Here is a 16,662-nt window from a genome sequence, read left to right on the forward strand (position 1 = left end):
CAAGCGAGGCCGACCGAAGGAAGGCCTCGAATCGAGCGGGGAGTGAAACGACCCGCGAAACAAGCGAGGCCGACCGAAGGAAGGCCTCGAATCGAGCGGGGAGTGAAACGACCCGCGAAACAAGCGAGGCCGACCGAAGGAAGGCCTCGAATCGAGGTCCGCCCGTCGCCGACGGCGGGACCGCGCCGGCGACGCGCGCGGCCGAGGCGACGCTGCCCGAGGAGAGCCTCCTGCAGGTGCGCGACCTCGACGCGGGCTACGGCGACCTCCAGATCCTGACGGACGTGGACCTGGACGTGGACGACGGCGAGTACGTCACCATCGTCGGCCCGAACGGCGCGGGGAAGTCGACCGTGATGAAGTCCGTGTTCGGGCTGACGACCTACATGGGCGGCTCCGTCGAGTTCGCCGGCTCGGCGATCCACGGACGCAACCCCGAGGAGATCATCCACGAGGGAATCGGCTACGTCCCGCAGAACGACAACATCTTCGAGAGCCTCTCCGTGCGCGAGAACTTGGAGATGGGCGCGTACATCCTCGACGAGGTGCCCGAGGAGCAGATCGAGGTGATCTACGACCGCTTCCCGATCCTCCGGGAGCGCTCGGACCAGCGCGCCGGGTCGATGTCGGGCGGCCAACGACAGATGCTCGCGATGGGGCGGGCGCTCATGCTCGATCCGGATCTCCTCTTGCTCGACGAGCCCAGCGCCGGCCTCGCGCCGGACCTCGTCGCCGAGATGTTCGACCGTATCGACCGCATCAACGACGACGGGACGGCGGTGCTCATGGTCGAGCAGAACGCCAAGGAGGCGCTGGGCCGCTGCGACCGCGGCTACGTCCTCGTCAACGGCGAGAACGCCTACGTCGACTCCGGCGAGGCGCTGTTGAACGACGAACAGGTCCGCAAGGACTTCCTCGGCGGCTGACCGCGACGCCGTCGCGCGCGCCGTTGCAACTCCTCGGTGGCCGGAACGACCGGGTCGCCGTCGCCCTCCGGCTCAGGCCTTACGACGCGTACCTCACGCCAGGGCGTACCGACCCTCGGCCTTCTCGACGTGCCCGGCCTCACGCAGCGTCCGCAGAATGGAGTACAGCGAGATCCGCTTCATCGACAGCCCGTCACAGAGGTTCTCCTCACACACAGCGCCGTGGGTCGCGAGATACAGGTAGACTAGCTTCGCCCGCGGGGAGGAAACCCCGTCGGGCAACCGCGTCATCGGCGTCTCCGGTTCCGTCTCGACTGCGTCCGCGTGCGTCGTGGTCATCGTGTCTCCACCGATTGCTTCGACATACGTAAAACTACTGTACGACATTCGTCGAAACAACCGAGACAGTCGCGATCGGGGCGGCGAGTCGGTGTACGACGCGGATCCGAGATCGAGTGGCGGTTCGAGAGAGCGGTCGGCAGACGGCGTTTCGACTCCTGACGGGAATCGAACGGGAGAAACGGGGCGGCGCGGACGCGCGGTCGTGCCGGATCAGTACGAGCGGATCTTCGGCTCGTACTCCTTGTCCTCGCCCTCGAGGATGACCGGCTTGTACCAGATCTCGGGCGAGCCGTCGTTCCACGACAGCATCGTGTGTTTGAGCCACTCGTCGTCCTTGCGCTCCTGGTGCTCCGCGCGCCAGTGGGCACCGCGGAACTCGTCGCGCGCGAGCGCGCCCAGGGTGATCGCCTCCGCCAGGTCGAGGATGTTGCGCGTCTCGATCGTCTGGATGAGGTCCGTGTTGAAGGTGCGCGAGGGGTCCTTCACGAACACGTTCTGATACCGCTCACGCGCCTCCGCGATGTCCTCGAGCGCCTGCTTGAGGCCATCCTCCTCGCGGAATACGTTCACGTGCTCGGTCATCGTCTCCTGTACGTCCGAGCGGATCTCGGCGTGCTGGACGCCGTCGTCCTTCTCCATGAGCGACTGCACGCGCTCGCGTTCGCGGGTGACGGCGCGCTCGACGATGTCGAGCCCGTCGCCGGAGCCGGTCTCGGCGGCCACCCCGCCGTCGGCGACCGCGTCGCCCTCGCCGCCGGCGGGTTCGACCTCGCCGGGCCGGACGGGAGTGTCGATCTCGCCGGGTTCGTACTCGCCGCGCTGGCCGGTCTCGATCTCGGCGGTGCCGAGGTCCTTGCCGGCGGCGTGTGCGCCGGCGCGCTTGCCGAAGACGATGAGCTCCGGGAGCGCGTTGCCGCCGAGGCGGTTCGATCCGTGCACCGAGGCGCAGGCGCACTCGCCGGCGGCGTACAGCCCGCCGATACACGTCTCGCCGTTCTCGTCGGTCTCGATCCCGCCCATCGCGTAGTGCTGGCCGGGCTTGACCGGCATCGGCTCCTCCAGGCCGTCGACGCCCTCGAAGTCCTTGGCGAGGTGGAGGATGTTCTCCAGCCGGTCGACGATGCGTTCGTCGCCGAGGTGGCGCATGTCGAGGTGGACGTACTCGTCGTCGATGCCGCGTCCCTCGCCCACCTCGTTCAGCTCCGCGCGGGCGACGACGTCGCGGGAGGCGAGCTCCCCGTCGTTGCTCGCGTAGCCGTACTCGTACATGAACCGCTCGCCCTCGGCGTTGTAGAGGATCCCGCCCTCGCCGCGGACGCCCTCGGAGATGAGCACGCCCGTGCTGGGCAGGCTCGTCGGGTGGAACTGGATGAACTCCATGTCCTCGATCGGGACGCCCGCGCGGTAGGCCATCGCCACCCCGTCGCCGGTGTTGGCGACGGCGTTGGTGGTGTGATCGAACACCTGTCCGAGGCCGCCGGTCGCGAGGATGACGCCCTCCTTCGCCCGGAAGCCGGACAGCTCGCCGGTCTGAATGTCGTAGGCGACGACGCCGTGGCAGGTGCGGTCCTCGGGACGCTCCTCGTCAGTAACCGCCAGGTCCGAGACGTACCACTCGTCGTAGACGGTGACGCCGCGCTTGACGAGCTGCTCGTACATCGTGTGGAGCAGCTGGTGGCCCGTCTCCGCGCCCGCGTAGGTGGTCCGCGGGAACGAGAGCCCGCCGAACGGGCGCTGAGAGACGCGGCCGTCCTCCTCGCGGGAGAACGCCATCCCCCAGTGTTCGAGCTGGATGACCTCCTTCGGCGAGTCCTTGCAGAGCGTCTCGATGGCGGGGGCGTCGCCGAGGTAGTCCGACCCCTTCATCGTGTCGTATGCGTGGTCCTCCCACGAGTCCCCCTCGCGCAGGGCCGCGTTGATGCCGCCCTCCGCGGCCCCGGTGTGGCTGCGCACCGGGTGGAGCTTCGAGACGATCGCCACGTCCGCGCCTTCCTCTTGGGCGGCGATGGCCGCGCGGAGTCCCGCGCCGCCTGCGCCGACCACGATGACGTCGTGTTCGTACATTGTGTCGTGTGTTGTGTGTCGCGTGTTCCGTTCGTCCGCGCGGTCGCCGTTCCCCGTCGGCCGTCGTGGATCCCGCTTGGGGTTCGGTCTACTTCAATCGAGTGCTGGCGGGGTCGTCCCTACCAGAACTTGAGGTTGTTCTTGACGGCCTCCCGCTTGAGCTCCTGAATGTGCTCGGTCAGCGGGATGTCCTTCGGGCACACCTCTGTGCACGAGAACTGGGTCTGACACCGCCAGACCCCGTGTTCCTGTTCGAGGATGTTCAGCCGCTGTTGCTTCCGGTTCTCGCCCTCGCGCTCGTCCATGGCGAACCGGTACGCCTTGTTGATCGCGGCGGGGCCGAGATACTCGTTGTCGCCGGCGGCGACGTTGCACGAGGACATGCACGCGCCACACCAGATACAGCGCGTGGACATCTTCACCTTCTCGCGGTTTTCTCGCGTCTGGCGCTGCTCCTCCAGTTCGCCGTCCGGAAGCTCGTCGGCGTCGAAGTACGGCTCGACGGCCTCCATCTGCTCGTAGAAGTGCTCCATGTCGACGACGAGGTCCTTCTCCACGTCCGCGTGCGGAAGCGGCTCGACGCGAACCGGCTGGTCCAGGTCCGACAGCTGCGTCTTACAGCCGAGGCGCTGGCGACCGTTGATGAACAGCGCGTCCGACCCGCAGATCGCCTGCCGACAGGAGTGTCGGAACGTGAGCGAGGAGTCGAACGTGTCCCGCGCGTGGATGAGCGCGTCGAGGACGGTCATCCCCTTCTCGAAGGGGACGTGGAAGTCGTCGAAGCGCGGCTCCTGTTTCCCCTCGACCTCGGGGTCGAAGCGGAACACCTTGAGGTGGTAGGTGTCCTCCTCGGCGTTCGCGCGCTCTTCGGCCTCTCGACGGGCGCGCTCCTCGCGGTCGGCGCGACCCTCCGCCTTCTTGCGCATTCGCTCCTGCTGTGCGGGCGCGAGCGACTCCTCGTGCTCGACGCCGGTCTCCTCGTCGGCCTCCGTCTCCGTCTCGGTCTCCGGAACTTGCGTGCTCATTGTCAGAAGGTGGGGAACCCCGCCCAGGCGTTCGCGGTGCGGATCCCCTGCACGACGAGCACCAGGCTCGCCGCGATCAGCGTGTACTTGACGACCCGCTTCTTCGTGCCGGTGAGGCCCTGATTGACCAGCGCGTTGTAGACGCCGTTGACGCCGTGGAACGTCGCGGTGATCAGGAACAACACCATCAGCGAGTAGTAGGTGAGGTCCTGCATGCGCGCGCTCGACAGCGCGAACGTCACCTCGTCGGCGTGATTGACGAAGTGCAGCAGGAAGAAGTGGAACGCGAGCACCACCACGAGGAACGCGGCGGTGATGCGCTGCCACAGCCACCGGCGACCGCCTCGCTCGAACGAGGAGTAGCGCTCGGCCATCAGCCGAACACCCCCGCGAGGAACGTCGGCACCGACGCGACGACGATGGCCCCCGTCAACACGAGCGACGCGTAGAAGCTCTTGTCCTGACTGTCGAGGCCGATTCCCAGGTCGACCAGCAGCAGCCGACAGCCGTTCAGGATGTGGAAGACGGCCACGGCAAGCAGACCGACCTCGAGGATTCTGACGACCAGCAGGCTCTCCAGGTTCTGGATGACCATCGTGTACACGTCGCTCTCGCTGGCGATGGTCGACTGCGCCTGCCCGGCCGCGGAGATGGCGGTACTCAACACCGCGATGTGGGTGAACAGGTAGCCCACGAGCACCCAGCCCGTGAACTTGTGGAACACCCAGGCCCACATCCCGGCCGAGAACTCCCGCCACCGGCCGAAGTCCTCGACGAGGCCCCTGTCATACGACTGGCTCATACGTACCGTGGCTCGGTTCCACGGTGGTATAGTAGTTACGTGACGCTCTCGCACAGCCGACCGAGATCGGGGCGTTCCGCCGGGTCGAGTCGGTGGGACTCGCCCATAGATGAGTTTTTATGTCGAAGGGGGTGAATTTTCGGGTGTGAGTCATCATCCCGGCTTCGGACCGGAGGACGCCGAGGCGGCGTTCTCGTTCCTCGGCGACGGACTCAGACTGTCTATCCTCCGTTCGCTCGCCGACCACGCACGCGACGCCGGGCCGGCGGCCGAGGCGATGGCGTACAGCGACCTCCGACGCGCCGTCGACGAGGAGGACAGCGGGAAGTTCAGCTACCACCTCGGCAAGCTCACCGGCCGGTTCGTCGAGCAGGTCCCCGGCGGCTACCGCCTCCGCGAACCCGGGCGCGAGGCGATCCGCTTGTTGGAGCGCGGTGCGGTCTCCGGGGACGCGTCGCTGTCGCCGACGACGCTCGACCGGGAGTGTCCGCTGTGCGGTGCGTCGGTCCGCGTCGTCTACGGCGACCACCACCTGTACACGACGTGCACCGACTGCGCCGGGCTGTTCGGAGAGGGCTGTCCGGAGGGGACGCTGACCGGGATCGCGGTGCCGCCGGCGACTGTCGGGGGTCGAGAGCCCGACGAGCTGTTCGTGCGCGCACACCGGCTGTTCGAGCGTCGCCTCTGGTCGATGTTCGACGGGCTCTGCGTCGAATGCGGCGGGGACGTACACCGCCGGCTGGACCGCTGTGACTCCCACGAGCACCCGAACGACGGCGTCTGTCCCGCCTGCAACGCCGGGTACCCGGCGCTCGCGTCGCTGGTGTGTGACACCTGCGGTCGCGGGCGCGTGTCACACCCGCTGTTCGGCCGGACGGACGCCCCCCGCCTCCACGACCTGCTCGCCGCGGCGGGCACGGACGACGCCTGGGAGCGGTTCGCCGTCGCGCTGTCGTGGGAGCCCATCGACCGCGAGGACGGCGCGGTGGCGTTTCGGCCGCCCGACGGCGTCCGCGTCGGCGACGACCGAGCCGCGACGCCGATCGTCGATCCGGATCTGACGCTGCGCTGGTAGGTTCAACACCACCGATCGCGGGGGAACGCGTCCCCGCTGTCCTCACGTCCCCCGACGCGACGGTCGCGTCGGGGGGCTCGGCGGGCTCTGGGTCATCTCGACCACGCGCCGCGTCCGCTCGTCCAACTCGACGAGGTGACACAGCGGGTTCCCGGGGTAGACGACCGGGTTCTCGAGCACGCCGACGAGCAGGCCGGTGAACGGTGCCTCCACGGAGCTGTTGTCGTTTTTGAACGGGTTCGTGATCGTGCAGACGGCGTCCCCCTCGTGGACCAGCGACCCGCGTTCGAAGTGCATGTCGACGATCCCGCCGGCGTCGGCGCGCAGCCAGGTCTTCTCGCGCTCGTCGGTGATGACCGTGCGCCACCCCGGCCACCGGACCCGCTCGGCGTCGAGGAGTCCGTACTCCGCGAACACCGAGCGGACGCCCGCCAAGGCCTCGTCGATGAGCGGGCGCTGGAAGCGGTGCGCCTCGCCCATCTCGACTGTGATCGCGGCGACGCCGTCGGCGCTCGCCTCGGTACGAAGCATGCCCGAGGAGCCCTCGCTGTCGATGATGACGTTCGTGCCGTAGGCGCGTGCGAGGCGACCGACGGCCGGATCGCCCATGTCGGCGCGGGCGTGGATCATGTTGGTTCGCCCCCGCGTCGACGTGTGGAAGTCGATTCCGAGGTCGCACGGCTCGATGAAGTTCGCGTAGATGCGCGCGGCCATCCGCTTGGCGCTGGTGGAGTCGGCCGAGCCGGGGAACGAGCGGTTCAGGTCGCGGTCGTACACCGGGAGGTAGCGCTGCTGGGCGAGGAAGCCCGGGACGTTCAACACGGGCAGGCAGATCACTGTGCCGCGAAGCCCCGAGAGGTCCCACTCGTGGGCGACCTCGCGGACCACCTCGATGCCGTTGAGTTCGTCGCCGTGGGCGGCCGCAGAGAGGAACGCCGTCGGCCCCGGCTCCTCGCCGTTGACGATCGTCACCGGGATCCGGACCGGGTCGCCGAGGTAGGTCTCCGACACCACGAACCGGAGGTTCTGTCGTTCGCCGGGGGCGACCCGTCCCCCGTCGTAGGTGAAGGAGTCGTCGTCGGTCATGTCGAGCGGTGGGCGGCCCGCGGTGATAAACTACCCCTCGGCGGCGACCGTGACGATCGCGCCCGGATCCGCGTCTGAGTCGCCGTCGGCCCCCCACGCGTCGTCGGCCACCTCCCGCGCGTCGTCGGCCACCTCCCGCGCGTGCGAGACCCGCTCTCTCACGCCCTCGGACGGACCGAGACACTTTCACCGGACCACCGAGTCATACCACCATGACCGAATCACCCGTCCGCGTCGGCGTCCTCTCGCTACACACGAGCAAGGAGTCGAAGGCCATCTGCAACGCGATCGAGGCACTCGGCCACGAGCCGGAGTGGATCCGCCGCGAGAACGCCGCCGTCTCCGTCGACGGGGGAGCGGTCACGATCGAACCGGACGTCGACGTGGTCGCCAACCGGATGCTCCTCTCGAACGTCGAACAGCCGGCCGAGGGGCTCGGGCTGGCGCACACGTTCGGTCGCGCGCGTCCGATCCTCAACGACCCCTCCGCCGTGCTGACGGCGATGCACAAGTTCGCCTCCGCGGTCGCGCTGGCGGAGGCGGGGGTACGCGTCCCCGACGCCCTGCTGGCGCTGTCGAACGACCGGCTGAACCGCGACCGCGACCGCTTCGGCGAGGAGGGCGTGTACAAGACGGCCATCGGCACCCACGGCGGCGGCACCTGGAAGGTCGACCTCACCGAGCCGGTGAACCCGATGGTCGGCAACCGTCAGGCGTTCCTCCAGCAGCTGATCGACCGCGACGACGCGCGCCACCACGACACCCGCGTCTACGTCGTCGGCGACGAGATCGTCGGCGCGATGAACCGCTACGCGCCCGAGGGCGACTGGCGCACCAACGTCGCGCTCGGCGGCGACGTGGAGGACGCGGCCGACTCGCTCGACGACGAGGCCCGCGAGATGGCCCTCGCCGCCACCGAGACGATCGGGCTCGATTACGCCGGCGTCGACCTCGTCGAGGGGTACGACGGCTGGTACGTGTTGGAGGTCAACCCCACCGCGGGGTTCAAGGGCCTGTTCGCGGCGACCGGTCGGTCGCCCGCGCCGCACATCGCCCGGCTCGCGATCGAGCGCGCCGGCGGGAGCGTGGACGACGACCGCGTCGCCAAACTCGCGTCGACGCTCGACGACTCGACGCCGGCGTGCATGCCCCCCGAGCGGCGCATCAACGACGGCGAGACGCCGATCATCGGGTACATCGAGGACGTGCACGTCGCCGGAACGCAGGGGTCGACGCAGGCGTACGCCAAGTCCGACACCGGGGCGACGCGCTCGTCGATCGACACGAAGCTGGCCGCGCGGATCGGTGCCGGGCCGATCAAGAGCATGACCCGGGTCAAGTCCGGGTCGATGAAGTCCGGGAAGGCCCGCCCCGTCGTCGACCTCGTCGTCGGCATCGGGGGCGAGCAGCACACCGTCACCGCCAGCGTCGAGGACCGCTCGCACATGGAGTATCCCCTGCTGCTCGGCCGCGACATCCTCCAGCACTACCGCGTCGACGTGGGCCGACGCGCCGACGAGGGCGCGGCCGGCGAGCGCGACGAGGAGGAGGAAGAGGGAACGGAAGAGTGAGTCGGACGGAGGAGTGAGTCAGACGGAAGGAACCGGAAAGTGAGTTCTCGCGGAACGAACGGCGCACGCGGGTTTTAACTCCCTCCGGCGGTGGCTCCGAACCGGAACGACGACGTGTGGACCGATCGCCCGTGTCGCGATCGGCTGTGGCGGCCCGTCGGACGCGGGCGCGAACCGGTCCTGCGATCGGCGTTCCGAACCGGCCAGCCCCGACGGACGGACCGACGCGAACGGGTTGGGGCGAGACGCCGGACGGCCCCGGACCGGGGGCGCGTTCGCCCCGAGCCCCGATCGGCATGGGTCGCGGCGCTCGGGTCCGGACGCTTTTTCCCTCTCGGCCGCGCGGGTCTCGGTATGGGCTTTGGGAGCTACGACGAGTCCGAGCAGGAACGTCAACAGAACGACGGCGGCGAGGCGGGCGACGGATCGACCGTCGACGCCCACGAGAACGACCACGACGGCCGTGCGAGCTTCGAGGCCGGTGCCTCGACCGACGACCTCGTCTCCCAGCTTCAGGAGATGAAAGACGAGGACGACGAGGACGCCGACGCGGACGCCGCCTGATCGGCGGACTCCGTTCGGTCGAGACGGAAGCCGACGCTCGGACCACACTTGGCTATCTGTTCTGAAAACTGGCGGCCAAGGTATATCATCCGCTACGTCGCCGTTGGAGACACGCCCGGTTCGTTCGACGCGAACGGGTGGGAGCAAACACAGTGTTCGAGTTCATCACGGACGAGGAGGAGCGCGGGCAAGTGGGGATCGGGACGCTCATCGTGTTCATCGCGATGGTGCTGGTGGCGGCGATCGCCGCCGGCGTCCTGATCAACACCGCCGGCTTCCTCCAGTCCAAGTCACAGGAAACGGGACAACAGAGCAGCAAGCAGGTCAGCGACCGCCTCCAGGAGGTCGCGACCGTCGGCAACGTCACCGGTGACGAGGTCGACGTCGTGAACGTGACGGTCACGCAGGCACCGGGTGCCGGCGAGATCGACGTCCACAACGCGACCGTGACCTGGATCGGGCCGACGGGCACCTATCAGTTGCAGGCGAACTCCAGCGGAACGTACGACAGTCTCGCCGCCGGGCTGGAGAGCGACGAGTACTCCTACTACCCGGTGAAGAACGCCGCGGGCAGCGACAACGTCCTCAACGACCCCGACGATCGGCTGAACCTCGTCTTCGAGGTCGACACGATCACGGGCGGCACGAACCTACAGGAGGGCGACGAGGTGACGGTCAAGATCAACACGATGGCCGGCGCGACGACGCAGATCAGGTTCAGCGTCCCCGAGTCGCTGGACCAGAAGGAAGCCGTCGAGCTGTAAGCCGGCGCTCCCTCTTCTCTCACGTTTTCCCCCGACAGCGACGCGTCCGTGCCGAGGACGGCGCGACGGCCCGCCGTCGGCTACGCCGAGCCGTCCACGACCTCGTCGACGCTCTCGGCGATGTCCTCCTTCGCGCGCCACAGGTACAGCGAGGCGTAGCTCCGGTAGGGGGCCCATCGCCGGGCCTCCTCGACCATCTCGGACCGGCTCATCTCGCGGTCGTACAGCGTCGTCATTCCCTTTCGGATCCCGAGGTCGCCGACGGGGAACACGTCGGGGCGCGCAAGCGAGAACAGCAGCTGCATGTTCGCGGTCCACGCACCGACGCCGGTGATCGCGGTGAGTTCCTCGCGCACCTCGTCGTCGGTCATCGCCGCGAACGCCTCGCGGTCCCAGCCGTTCTCCGCGAACGCCTCGGCGACGTTGCGGACGTACCGGGTCTTCTGCCTGGAGAGGCCGGCGTCCTTCAGCGTCGACTCCTCGGCCGCGAGCAGGCCCTCGGGCGTCACCTCGACCGCGTCGAACAGGCGCTCGCGCGTCGCCGCCGCGGAGGCCATCGACACCTGCTGGCGGAGGATCGAGACGACGAGTCGCTCGAAGGGGTCGCTCGCGGGGTCGATCGTCAGCGGACCGTGTCGCTCCACGACCGGGCCGAGGAGGTCGTCGCCGCGGAGCGCATCGAGCGCCTCGCGGTCGGCCGGGTCGAGGTCGGCGAACGCCTCGGCGTCGGAGTCGACTGGCATGGCCGTCTCTGGGGACCCGGGCGAGAAACGGCTTTCGGCGACGACCGCGGGCAACGGGAACTCCGGGAAACGGGCGACGTGTTGGCGTCGGGACGGAGGGAAACGTTGAATCGGGGGCGTTGCGACGCTTTGGACATGGACGTTGATGACGTAGAGACGGTGGCTGTGCTCGGAGCCGGAAACATGGGCCACGGGATCGCTGAGGTGGCCGCGCTGGCGGGCTTCGACGTGAACATGCGGGACATCAACGAGGAGTTCGTCCAGAACGGCTACGACCAGATCGAGTGGTCGCTCGGGAAGCTCGCGGAGAAAGACCAGATCTCCGAGGACGAAGCCGACGCGGCGTTGGAGCGCGTCTCGGCGGTCGTCCCTGTCGAGGACGCCGTCGCCGACGCCGACCTGGTGATCGAGGCGGTGCCCGAGAAGATGGACATCAAGAAGGACGTGTACGCCGAGGTCGAGGAGTTCGCGCCCGACCGCGCGGTGTTCGCCTCGAACACGTCGAGCCTCTCGATCACGGAGCTGTCGGAGGTGACCGAGCGCGAGGAGCGCTTCTGCGGGATGCACTTCTTCAATCCGCCGGTGCGTATGCAACTCGTCGAGGTCATTTCCGGGGCGCACACGTCGGCGGAGACGATGGATATGGTCGAGGACGTGGCCGAACGGATGGGCAAGACGCCGGTGCGCGTCCGCAAGGACTCGCCGGGCTTCATCGTCAACCGCGTGCTCGTCCCGCTGATGAACGAGGCCGCGTGGCTCGTCCACGAGGGCGAGGCGACCGTCGCGGAGATCGACTCCACGACGAAGTACGACATGGGGCTCCCGATGGGGAGCTTCGAGCTGGCCGACCAGGTCGGCATCGACGTGGGCGTCCACGTGCTCGAGTACATGCACGAGGTGCTCGGCGACGCCTACGAGCCGTGTCCGCTACTCACCGAGAAGGTCGAAAACGAGAACCTCGGCAAAAAGACCGGGAAGGGCTTCTACGACTACGAGGACGGCCCCGGCGCGGACGTTCCCTCCGACGAGGCCGACGAGGGGGTCAAGAACGCCCTGCTCGCGGTCATGGCCAACGAAGTCGCGGGCCTGATCGGTACCGACGTCGCCGACGCCGCCGACATCGATCAGGCGGTGAAGCTCGGCGCGGGCTTCCCGGACGGCCCCGCGAAGATGGCCGACGCCGCCGGCCTCGACACCCTGGTCGAGACGCTCGACGAACGGCACGAGGAGACCGGAGCCGAGCGCTACGAGGCCGTCGAGTACCTCCGCGATCTCGCGGCGTCTGGTGAGGGCTTCCGCGGCGGCGACACCGACGCCCACGGCGACGACCGCGAGTTCGAGACGATCGCCGTCGAGCGCGACGGGCGGGTCGGCCACATCGAACTCGACCGGCCCCACCGGATGAACACCATCTCCGGCGAACTCCTCGAGGAACTGAGCGAGGCGATCGACGCCCTCGACGGCGACGAGGAGGTCCGCGCGGTGCTGGTCACCGGCGCGGGCGAACGGGCCTTCTCCGCGGGGGCCGACGTGCAGACGATGGCCGCCGGCGGCGGCGACCCGATCGAGACCGTCGAGCTGTCGCGGAAGGGGCAGGCCACCTTCGGGAAGTTCGAGGCGGCCGACGTGCCCGTCGTCGCCGGCATCGACGGCTACTGCCTCGGCGGCGGCATGGAGTTCGCGACCTGCGCCGACATGCGGGTGGCCTCCGAGCGCTCGGAGTTCGCCCAGCCCGAATTCAACATCGGGATCATGCCCGGCTGGGGCGGCACCCAGCGGCTCCGCGGGATCGTCGGCGAGGGTCGCGCCAAGGAGATCATCTTCACCGCCGAGCGCTACGACGCGGAGACGATGGAACGGTACGGCTTCGTCAACGAGGTCGTCGAGAACGGCGAACTGAAGGATCGCGCGATGGAACTGGCGAAAGACCTGGCCGCGGGACCGCCGGTGGCCCAGCGGTACACGAAACGCGCGATGCTCGCCGGGCGCGACGACACCGACGCCGGCCTGGAGATCGAGGCACAGGCGTTCGGTCAGCTGATGAGCACGGACGACGTGATGGAGGGCGTGATGGCGTTCATGTCCGACGAGGAACCCGAGTTCGAAGGCAAGTAAGCGGGACCAGAGTCTCGCGAACAACGAGGCCCTCGCGTCCCCGTCGGCGACGCCGTCGGGTCAAACGATCCGGAACGCCCGGAAGGTGTCGCGGTCGCTGGGCTCTCTGGTCACCTGCACGGTACCCAACTCCGAGAACACCGCCTTCCAGTCGCGGTGATACAGCGGGAACTCCCCGTTGACGTAGCTCACCTCGTTGCCGTCGCGGCCGCGGCGCGCGCCGTTCCCCTCGTTCTCGACGGTGATCAGCAGGTCCGAGCAGACGCGAACCACCTCCTCGAACACCCACGTGTCGTCGGGGTGGACGTGCTGGAGCGTCTCGACCGAATAGACGACGTCGAAGGCGTCGTCGTCGAACTCCGGGAGCACCGCCTCGATCGCCCCCGTGTGGAACGTCCCGACATCGGCGAGGTCGGGGAAGAACTCTCCCATCACGTCGAACGACTCGTCGTTGATGTCGACGCCGGCGAGGCGGTCGAGGCCGTCGCGCCGGAGCCGTTCGAGGTGGCGGCCGGAGCCGCACCCGACCTCGAGCACGCGGGCGTCGTCGCCGGCGTAGAACTCCACGGCCGCCCGGATCGACTCGCTGGTCTCGTCCGGGCCCTTCGCGGCGTAGTACCGCGGGGAGAACTCCCCCTCGCGGTCGGCCCAGTCGGCGCGAACCTCCTCGGGATCCATACGCGAGGGACGACCTCCGAGGATAAACGTTCCGCGGAGTCGAGCGATACCGACCGCGACGCCTACCGCGACCGCGACGCCTACCGCACCGGCGACGCCTACGCCTCCGCGCGCGACTCGAGTTCGCGAAGGCGCTCGACAAGCGCTCGCACGGTCTCGACGACCGCCTCGGGATCGTCGGGGCCACCGAGAAACGACTGCTCGGTGGTGAACGACACCCAGTCGTCGCGGGGGCCCCACACCTCGTGGGCGATCGGGAGGTCCCATCGGCTGGCTCGCCCCTCCATCGAGGTGGTGGTGAAGCCGCGGAAGAAGGTCGAGCAGGGAGCGTCGTCGCCGGCGACGCAGTCCGCGAGGGGCGAGGCGTCCGCGCCCAGAGCCGCCGGGGGCCCGGCGACGACTACTGGCCGGCCGCGGTGCTCCGCCTCGACGAGGATCTCGTCCGGGAGCACCTGCGGCGGTCGGCGTGTACTCACTTATCGTATAAGCGTGGTCGCCGGCATAAGCGTGACGACCGTTTCCGGCGGTCTCCTCCCAGTTTTGACCGTTCTCCGGACGACGCCGTGCCGGTTCGATGGTCATTTGAATGCACCGGCGAATCCGGAGACGTGAGCGACTCTGAGCCCTCTCGCCTCCAGTTCTGGACGCTGTACCTCTCGCGGTTCGCGGGCGGCTTCGGCAGCATCGCGCTCGTGGTCCTGTTCCCGAAGCTCGCGGCCACCCTCGGCATCGAGGGCGTCGGTGCGGGACTGTTCTACACCGTGTTCACGCTCGCACAGACCGTCATGGTCGTGCCGCTCGCGTGGGCCGGTGACCGCTACGACAAGCGGATCGTCCTGCTCGGGACGCTCTTCGTCGGGATCGCGACCTACGCGGCGTTCGGCTTCGTCACGACCGAGCCGGGGTTGCTCGCGGTTCGCGCGGCACAGGGGATCGTCTTCACCGGGATGGGGCTCATGACGTTGGGACTCGTCGGCGAACTCGCCGCCCGCGGCACCCGTGCGAACCGGATCGGGCGGGCGAACGCGGCGGCGTTCGCGGCGTCGATCCTCGGCGGGCTCTCGGCCGGGTACCTGTACGACTTCTTCGGGGGCGCTCGGGAGGTGTTCCTCCTGATATCCGGGCTGTACGTCCTCACCTTCGGCGCGACTGCGATGTTGCTTTCCGCGGACGACACCCGGATCTCGGGGTTCCCCTTCGCCGACCTCGCCGTCAACCGGCGAATCCTCACGCTCACCTCCTTCAGAGCCCAGTACGCCGTCGCCGTCACGCTGGTCCGCAACTGGATCCCCTTCTTCGCCGGCTACGCGGCCGTCAACGGCGGCCTCGCGTACCCCGCGTTCGCGGTCGCCGTGATCACCGTCTCCGAGAAGTTCACCAACATGGTCCTCCAGCCGCTCACGGGTCGGCTGTCGGACTCGGCCGGCCGGGCGCTGTTCGTGTTCGCCGGCGGGGGCGCGTACGGACTCGTCGCGATCGTCGTGCCGTTCACGCCGCGGGTCGGCAGCGCCCTCGGGCTCCCCGAGTCGTACCCGATCGTCGGCGCGGTGTCGGCGGCGTTCCTCCCGTTGGTCGCGCTCAACTGCGGGCTGGGGATCGCCGACAGCTTCCGCGAGCCGGCGAGCATGGCCCTGTTCGCCGACGAGGGCAGCGACGGCGACGGCGTCGCCTCCAGCTTCGGGATTCGCGAGTTGGTCTGGCGGCCGGGTTCGGTGATCGCGCCGGTCGTCGGCGGCTGGCTCATGGGCAACGTGGGGATGGGCTCGGTGTTCTACCTCGGCGGCGGATTCGCTGTGCTCGGGGCGCTCACGTTCCTCGGGGTGTTGTGGCGCTTCCACGGCGCGAACGCGCTCGGGGAGTGGTAGCGATGGCGCGAGGAACGGAAGCGGGGATTCGGAGAACGGAAGCGATGGCGCGAGGAACGGAAGCGGTGACGGGGCGGCGATCGGCCGCGGAACCGCCGGTCACGCGATCGGCTCTCCGGACGCGATCGGATCGCCCGCCTCGTCGACCGGCGTCTTCACGACGAGCACGGGCCGTTCGATCAGCCGGACGATCTTCTCTGTGACGCTACCGACGAGGCTCCGGTACTCGTCCGGGCGGCGCTGGCTCCCGGCGACGACGAGGTCGGCGTCGACCTCGTCGGCGACATCGAGGATCGTCTCGTGGGGGCGGCCGTGACGGAGGTACGTCTCGACGTTCACGCCCGCGCCACCGGCACCGCCCGCCCGGTCGCGCACGTCTGCGAGGGTTTCCCGACCGAGTTCCTCGAAGCCGTACTCGGGCCCCTCGTGGCCGTCGACGTACTCGTCGCCCGAGTAGGTCGTGATCGCCGCCTCGTCGACGACGAACAGCGCGTGCAGCGTCGCCTCGCGCTCGACGGCCACGTCGAGGTCGTCGAGCAGGCGCGCGCGGTCGGCCGCCAGCTCCAGCGCGTGCTCCGTGGCGCGAATCGACGCGACGCCGCCGTTCGTCGCCAGCAGGATGTCCTCGTACATTCGTGCCACACGCTACCGTGCGATGCGGTAAAAGCGGTCCCCCGCCGGCGGCACCGGACGGCGGCTCGCCGAGGCGGATCGACGAATCGGCGCGTCGGGAAATGTGTCGGTCGGTTGTCGCCCCTGTCGTCGTTCAGCCGAACAGTTCCGCGAACTCGAGCAGGAGTTGCGGGACCGTCGCCAGGAGGATCCCGACGGCGATCGCCAGAGCCGGGAGCCACAGCAGGCCCGCCTCGGTGAGGAGCCACGCCCCCACGCCGGCGAGGACGAGCAGGATCCCGACGATGCGGAACAGCCAGACGACGGCACCTTCCAGCTCCGAGTCCGCGACGATCTCGGCCGCGTCGAGTACCTCGTCCATGGCACCGAGCGTATCGATGGGCGAGCCACTTCAGCGCGGCGGCCGATC

19 protein-coding genes are annotated in these 16,662 nt (G+C 68.8%); 7 read left to right on the plus strand and 12 right to left on the minus strand.

The annotated features are described in order from the left end of the window. Nucleotides 1-212 precede the first annotated feature (212 nt). Nucleotides 213-926 (plus strand): ABC transporter ATP-binding protein, encoded by a 714-nt coding sequence (locus Hbl1158_RS09770; RefSeq protein ID WP_234299511.1) that lies wholly within the window; start codon nucleotides 213-215, stop codon nucleotides 924-926. Nucleotides 927-1,019: 93 nt separating this feature from the next. Here the strand turns inward: Hbl1158_RS09770 and Hbl1158_RS09775 are convergent, their stop codons facing one another. The 5 genes from Hbl1158_RS09775 to sdhC form a co-directional block, all read right to left on the minus strand. Continuing rightward, on the minus strand, nucleotides 1,020-1,265 hold the full coding sequence (locus tag Hbl1158_RS09775; RefSeq protein WP_234297061.1) for a TrmB family transcriptional regulator: 246 nt from the start codon (nucleotides 1,263-1,265) through the stop codon (nucleotides 1,020-1,022). Nucleotides 1,266-1,478: 213 nt separating this feature from the next. After that, a complete protein-coding gene (locus Hbl1158_RS09780) occupies nucleotides 1,479-3,332 on the minus strand; it encodes an FAD-binding protein (RefSeq protein ID WP_234297062.1) in 1,854 nt (617 codons plus the stop codon). Between the two features lie 119 nt (nucleotides 3,333-3,451). Then, entirely contained in the window at nucleotides 3,452-4,357 is a 906-nt protein-coding gene (locus Hbl1158_RS09785) for a succinate dehydrogenase/fumarate reductase iron-sulfur subunit (RefSeq protein ID WP_234297063.1), read from the minus strand. 2 nt (nucleotides 4,358-4,359) lie between these two features. Further along, complete coding sequence (locus Hbl1158_RS09790; protein ID WP_234297064.1) at nucleotides 4,360-4,731, minus strand: succinate dehydrogenase hydrophobic membrane anchor subunit; 372 nt, start codon at nucleotides 4,729-4,731, stop codon at nucleotides 4,360-4,362. Continuing rightward, nucleotides 4,731-5,159, minus strand: coding sequence for a succinate dehydrogenase, cytochrome b556 subunit (sdhC, locus tag Hbl1158_RS09795; protein ID WP_234297065.1), 429 nt, complete (start codon nucleotides 5,157-5,159; stop codon nucleotides 4,731-4,733). The genes Hbl1158_RS09790 and sdhC overlap by 1 nt, the downstream gene beginning before the upstream one ends. Nucleotides 5,160-5,304: 145 nt before the next feature. On the opposite strand from sdhC, the gene Hbl1158_RS09800 reads away from it, so the two are divergent. Further along, nucleotides 5,305-6,234 (plus strand): hypothetical protein, encoded by a 930-nt coding sequence (locus tag Hbl1158_RS09800; protein ID WP_234297066.1) that lies wholly within the window; start codon nucleotides 5,305-5,307, stop codon nucleotides 6,232-6,234. 42 nt (nucleotides 6,235-6,276) lie between these two features. Here Hbl1158_RS09800 and Hbl1158_RS09805 read toward each other — a convergent pair whose 3' ends face one another. Both Hbl1158_RS09805 and Hbl1158_RS17165 read right to left on the minus strand, forming a co-directional pair. Next, the gene (locus Hbl1158_RS09805; protein WP_234297067.1) at nucleotides 6,277-7,320 is read right to left on the minus strand and encodes a succinylglutamate desuccinylase/aspartoacylase family protein; all 1,044 of its coding nucleotides are present in this window, start codon (nucleotides 7,318-7,320) and stop codon (nucleotides 6,277-6,279) included. Between the two features lie 30 nt (nucleotides 7,321-7,350). After that, nucleotides 7,351-7,482: a hypothetical protein gene (locus Hbl1158_RS17165; protein ID WP_255764061.1), complete on the minus strand. Its 132-nt coding sequence runs from the start codon at nucleotides 7,480-7,482 to the stop codon at nucleotides 7,351-7,353. A 50-nt stretch (nucleotides 7,483-7,532) separates the two neighbouring features. Between Hbl1158_RS17165 and Hbl1158_RS09810 the strand changes: the two genes are divergently transcribed. From Hbl1158_RS09810 to Hbl1158_RS09820, 3 genes are all read left to right on the plus strand, one after another. After that, the gene (locus Hbl1158_RS09810) at nucleotides 7,533-8,891 is read left to right on the plus strand and encodes a RimK family alpha-L-glutamate ligase (protein ID WP_234297068.1); all 1,359 of its coding nucleotides are present in this window, start codon (nucleotides 7,533-7,535) and stop codon (nucleotides 8,889-8,891) included. Nucleotides 8,892-9,245: 354 nt separating this feature from the next. Then, on the plus strand, nucleotides 9,246-9,455 hold the full coding sequence (locus Hbl1158_RS09815) for a DUF5786 family protein (RefSeq protein ID WP_234297069.1): 210 nt from the start codon (nucleotides 9,246-9,248) through the stop codon (nucleotides 9,453-9,455). A gap of 152 nt (nucleotides 9,456-9,607) precedes the next feature. Next, the gene (locus Hbl1158_RS09820; RefSeq protein ID WP_234297070.1) at nucleotides 9,608-10,219 is read left to right on the plus strand and encodes an archaellin/type IV pilin N-terminal domain-containing protein; all 612 of its coding nucleotides are present in this window, start codon (nucleotides 9,608-9,610) and stop codon (nucleotides 10,217-10,219) included. A gap of 80 nt (nucleotides 10,220-10,299) precedes the next feature. Here Hbl1158_RS09820 and Hbl1158_RS09825 read toward each other — a convergent pair whose 3' ends face one another. After that, entirely contained in the window at nucleotides 10,300-10,962 is a 663-nt protein-coding gene (locus Hbl1158_RS09825; protein WP_234297071.1) for a DNA-3-methyladenine glycosylase 2 family protein, read from the minus strand. Between the two features lie 135 nt (nucleotides 10,963-11,097). Between Hbl1158_RS09825 and Hbl1158_RS09830 the strand changes: the two genes are divergently transcribed. Continuing rightward, nucleotides 11,098-13,077 (plus strand): 3-hydroxyacyl-CoA dehydrogenase/enoyl-CoA hydratase family protein, encoded by a 1,980-nt coding sequence (locus Hbl1158_RS09830; RefSeq protein WP_234297072.1) that lies wholly within the window; start codon nucleotides 11,098-11,100, stop codon nucleotides 13,075-13,077. Nucleotides 13,078-13,137: 60 nt separating this feature from the next. On the opposite strand, the gene Hbl1158_RS09835 is transcribed toward Hbl1158_RS09830, so the two are convergent. Beyond that, nucleotides 13,138-13,755 carry a class I SAM-dependent methyltransferase gene (locus Hbl1158_RS09835; RefSeq protein WP_234297073.1) on the minus strand — a complete coding sequence of 206 codons (618 nt, stop codon included), beginning with the start codon at nucleotides 13,753-13,755 and terminating at the stop codon, nucleotides 13,138-13,140. A gap of 98 nt (nucleotides 13,756-13,853) precedes the next feature. Next, nucleotides 13,854-14,231, minus strand: coding sequence for a hypothetical protein (locus tag Hbl1158_RS09840; protein ID WP_234297074.1), 378 nt, complete (start codon nucleotides 14,229-14,231; stop codon nucleotides 13,854-13,856). Between the two features lie 132 nt (nucleotides 14,232-14,363). On the opposite strand from Hbl1158_RS09840, the gene Hbl1158_RS09845 reads away from it, so the two are divergent. Next, nucleotides 14,364-15,620 (plus strand): MFS transporter, encoded by a 1,257-nt coding sequence (locus tag Hbl1158_RS09845; protein ID WP_234297075.1) that lies wholly within the window; start codon nucleotides 14,364-14,366, stop codon nucleotides 15,618-15,620. 99 nt (nucleotides 15,621-15,719) lie between these two features. Here Hbl1158_RS09845 and Hbl1158_RS09850 read toward each other — a convergent pair whose 3' ends face one another. Then, nucleotides 15,720-16,253 (minus strand): universal stress protein, encoded by a 534-nt coding sequence (locus Hbl1158_RS09850; protein WP_234297076.1) that lies wholly within the window; start codon nucleotides 16,251-16,253, stop codon nucleotides 15,720-15,722. A 133-nt stretch (nucleotides 16,254-16,386) separates the two neighbouring features. Continuing rightward, entirely contained in the window at nucleotides 16,387-16,614 is a 228-nt protein-coding gene (locus tag Hbl1158_RS09855; RefSeq protein WP_234297077.1) for a hypothetical protein, read from the minus strand. Nucleotides 16,615-16,662: the final 48 nt, after the last annotated feature.

This window comes from Halobaculum sp. CBA1158 (genome assembly GCF_021431925.1).
GTDB lineage: Archaea > Halobacteriota > Halobacteria > Halobacteriales > Haloferacaceae > Halobaculum.

Bases quoted from the DNA above. Each gene is read 5' to 3' on its own strand.
- Hbl1158_RS09780 (WP_234297062.1), bottom strand. From the start codon at position 3,332: ATGTACGAACACGACGTCATCGTGGTCGGCGCAGGCGGCGCGGGACTC.
- Hbl1158_RS09850 (WP_234297076.1), bottom strand. From the start codon at position 16,253: ATGTACGAGGACATCCTGCTGGCGACGAACGGCGGCGTCGCGTCGATT.
- Hbl1158_RS09785 (WP_234297063.1), bottom strand. From the start codon at position 4,357: ATGAGCACGCAAGTTCCGGAGACCGAGACGGAGACGGAGGCCGACGAG.
- sdhC (WP_234297065.1), bottom strand. From the start codon at position 5,159: ATGAGCCAGTCGTATGACAGGGGCCTCGTCGAGGACTTCGGCCGGTGG.
- Hbl1158_RS09775 (WP_234297061.1), bottom strand. From the start codon at position 1,265: ATGACCACGACGCACGCGGACGCAGTCGAGACGGAACCGGAGACGCCG.
- Hbl1158_RS09805 (WP_234297067.1), bottom strand. From the start codon at position 7,320: ATGACCGACGACGACTCCTTCACCTACGACGGGGGACGGGTCGCCCCC.
- Hbl1158_RS09790 (WP_234297064.1), bottom strand. From the start codon at position 4,731: ATGGCCGAGCGCTACTCCTCGTTCGAGCGAGGCGGTCGCCGGTGGCTG.
- Hbl1158_RS09825 (WP_234297071.1), bottom strand. From the start codon at position 10,962: ATGCCAGTCGACTCCGACGCCGAGGCGTTCGCCGACCTCGACCCGGCC.
- Hbl1158_RS09810 (WP_234297068.1), top strand. From the start codon at position 7,533: ATGACCGAATCACCCGTCCGCGTCGGCGTCCTCTCGCTACACACGAGC.
- Hbl1158_RS09835 (WP_234297073.1), bottom strand. From the start codon at position 13,755: ATGGATCCCGAGGAGGTTCGCGCCGACTGGGCCGACCGCGAGGGGGAG.
- Hbl1158_RS09855 (WP_234297077.1), bottom strand. From the start codon at position 16,614: ATGGACGAGGTACTCGACGCGGCCGAGATCGTCGCGGACTCGGAGCTG.
- Hbl1158_RS09830 (WP_234297072.1), top strand. From the start codon at position 11,098: ATGGACGTTGATGACGTAGAGACGGTGGCTGTGCTCGGAGCCGGAAAC.
- Hbl1158_RS09815 (WP_234297069.1), top strand. From the start codon at position 9,246: ATGGGCTTTGGGAGCTACGACGAGTCCGAGCAGGAACGTCAACAGAAC.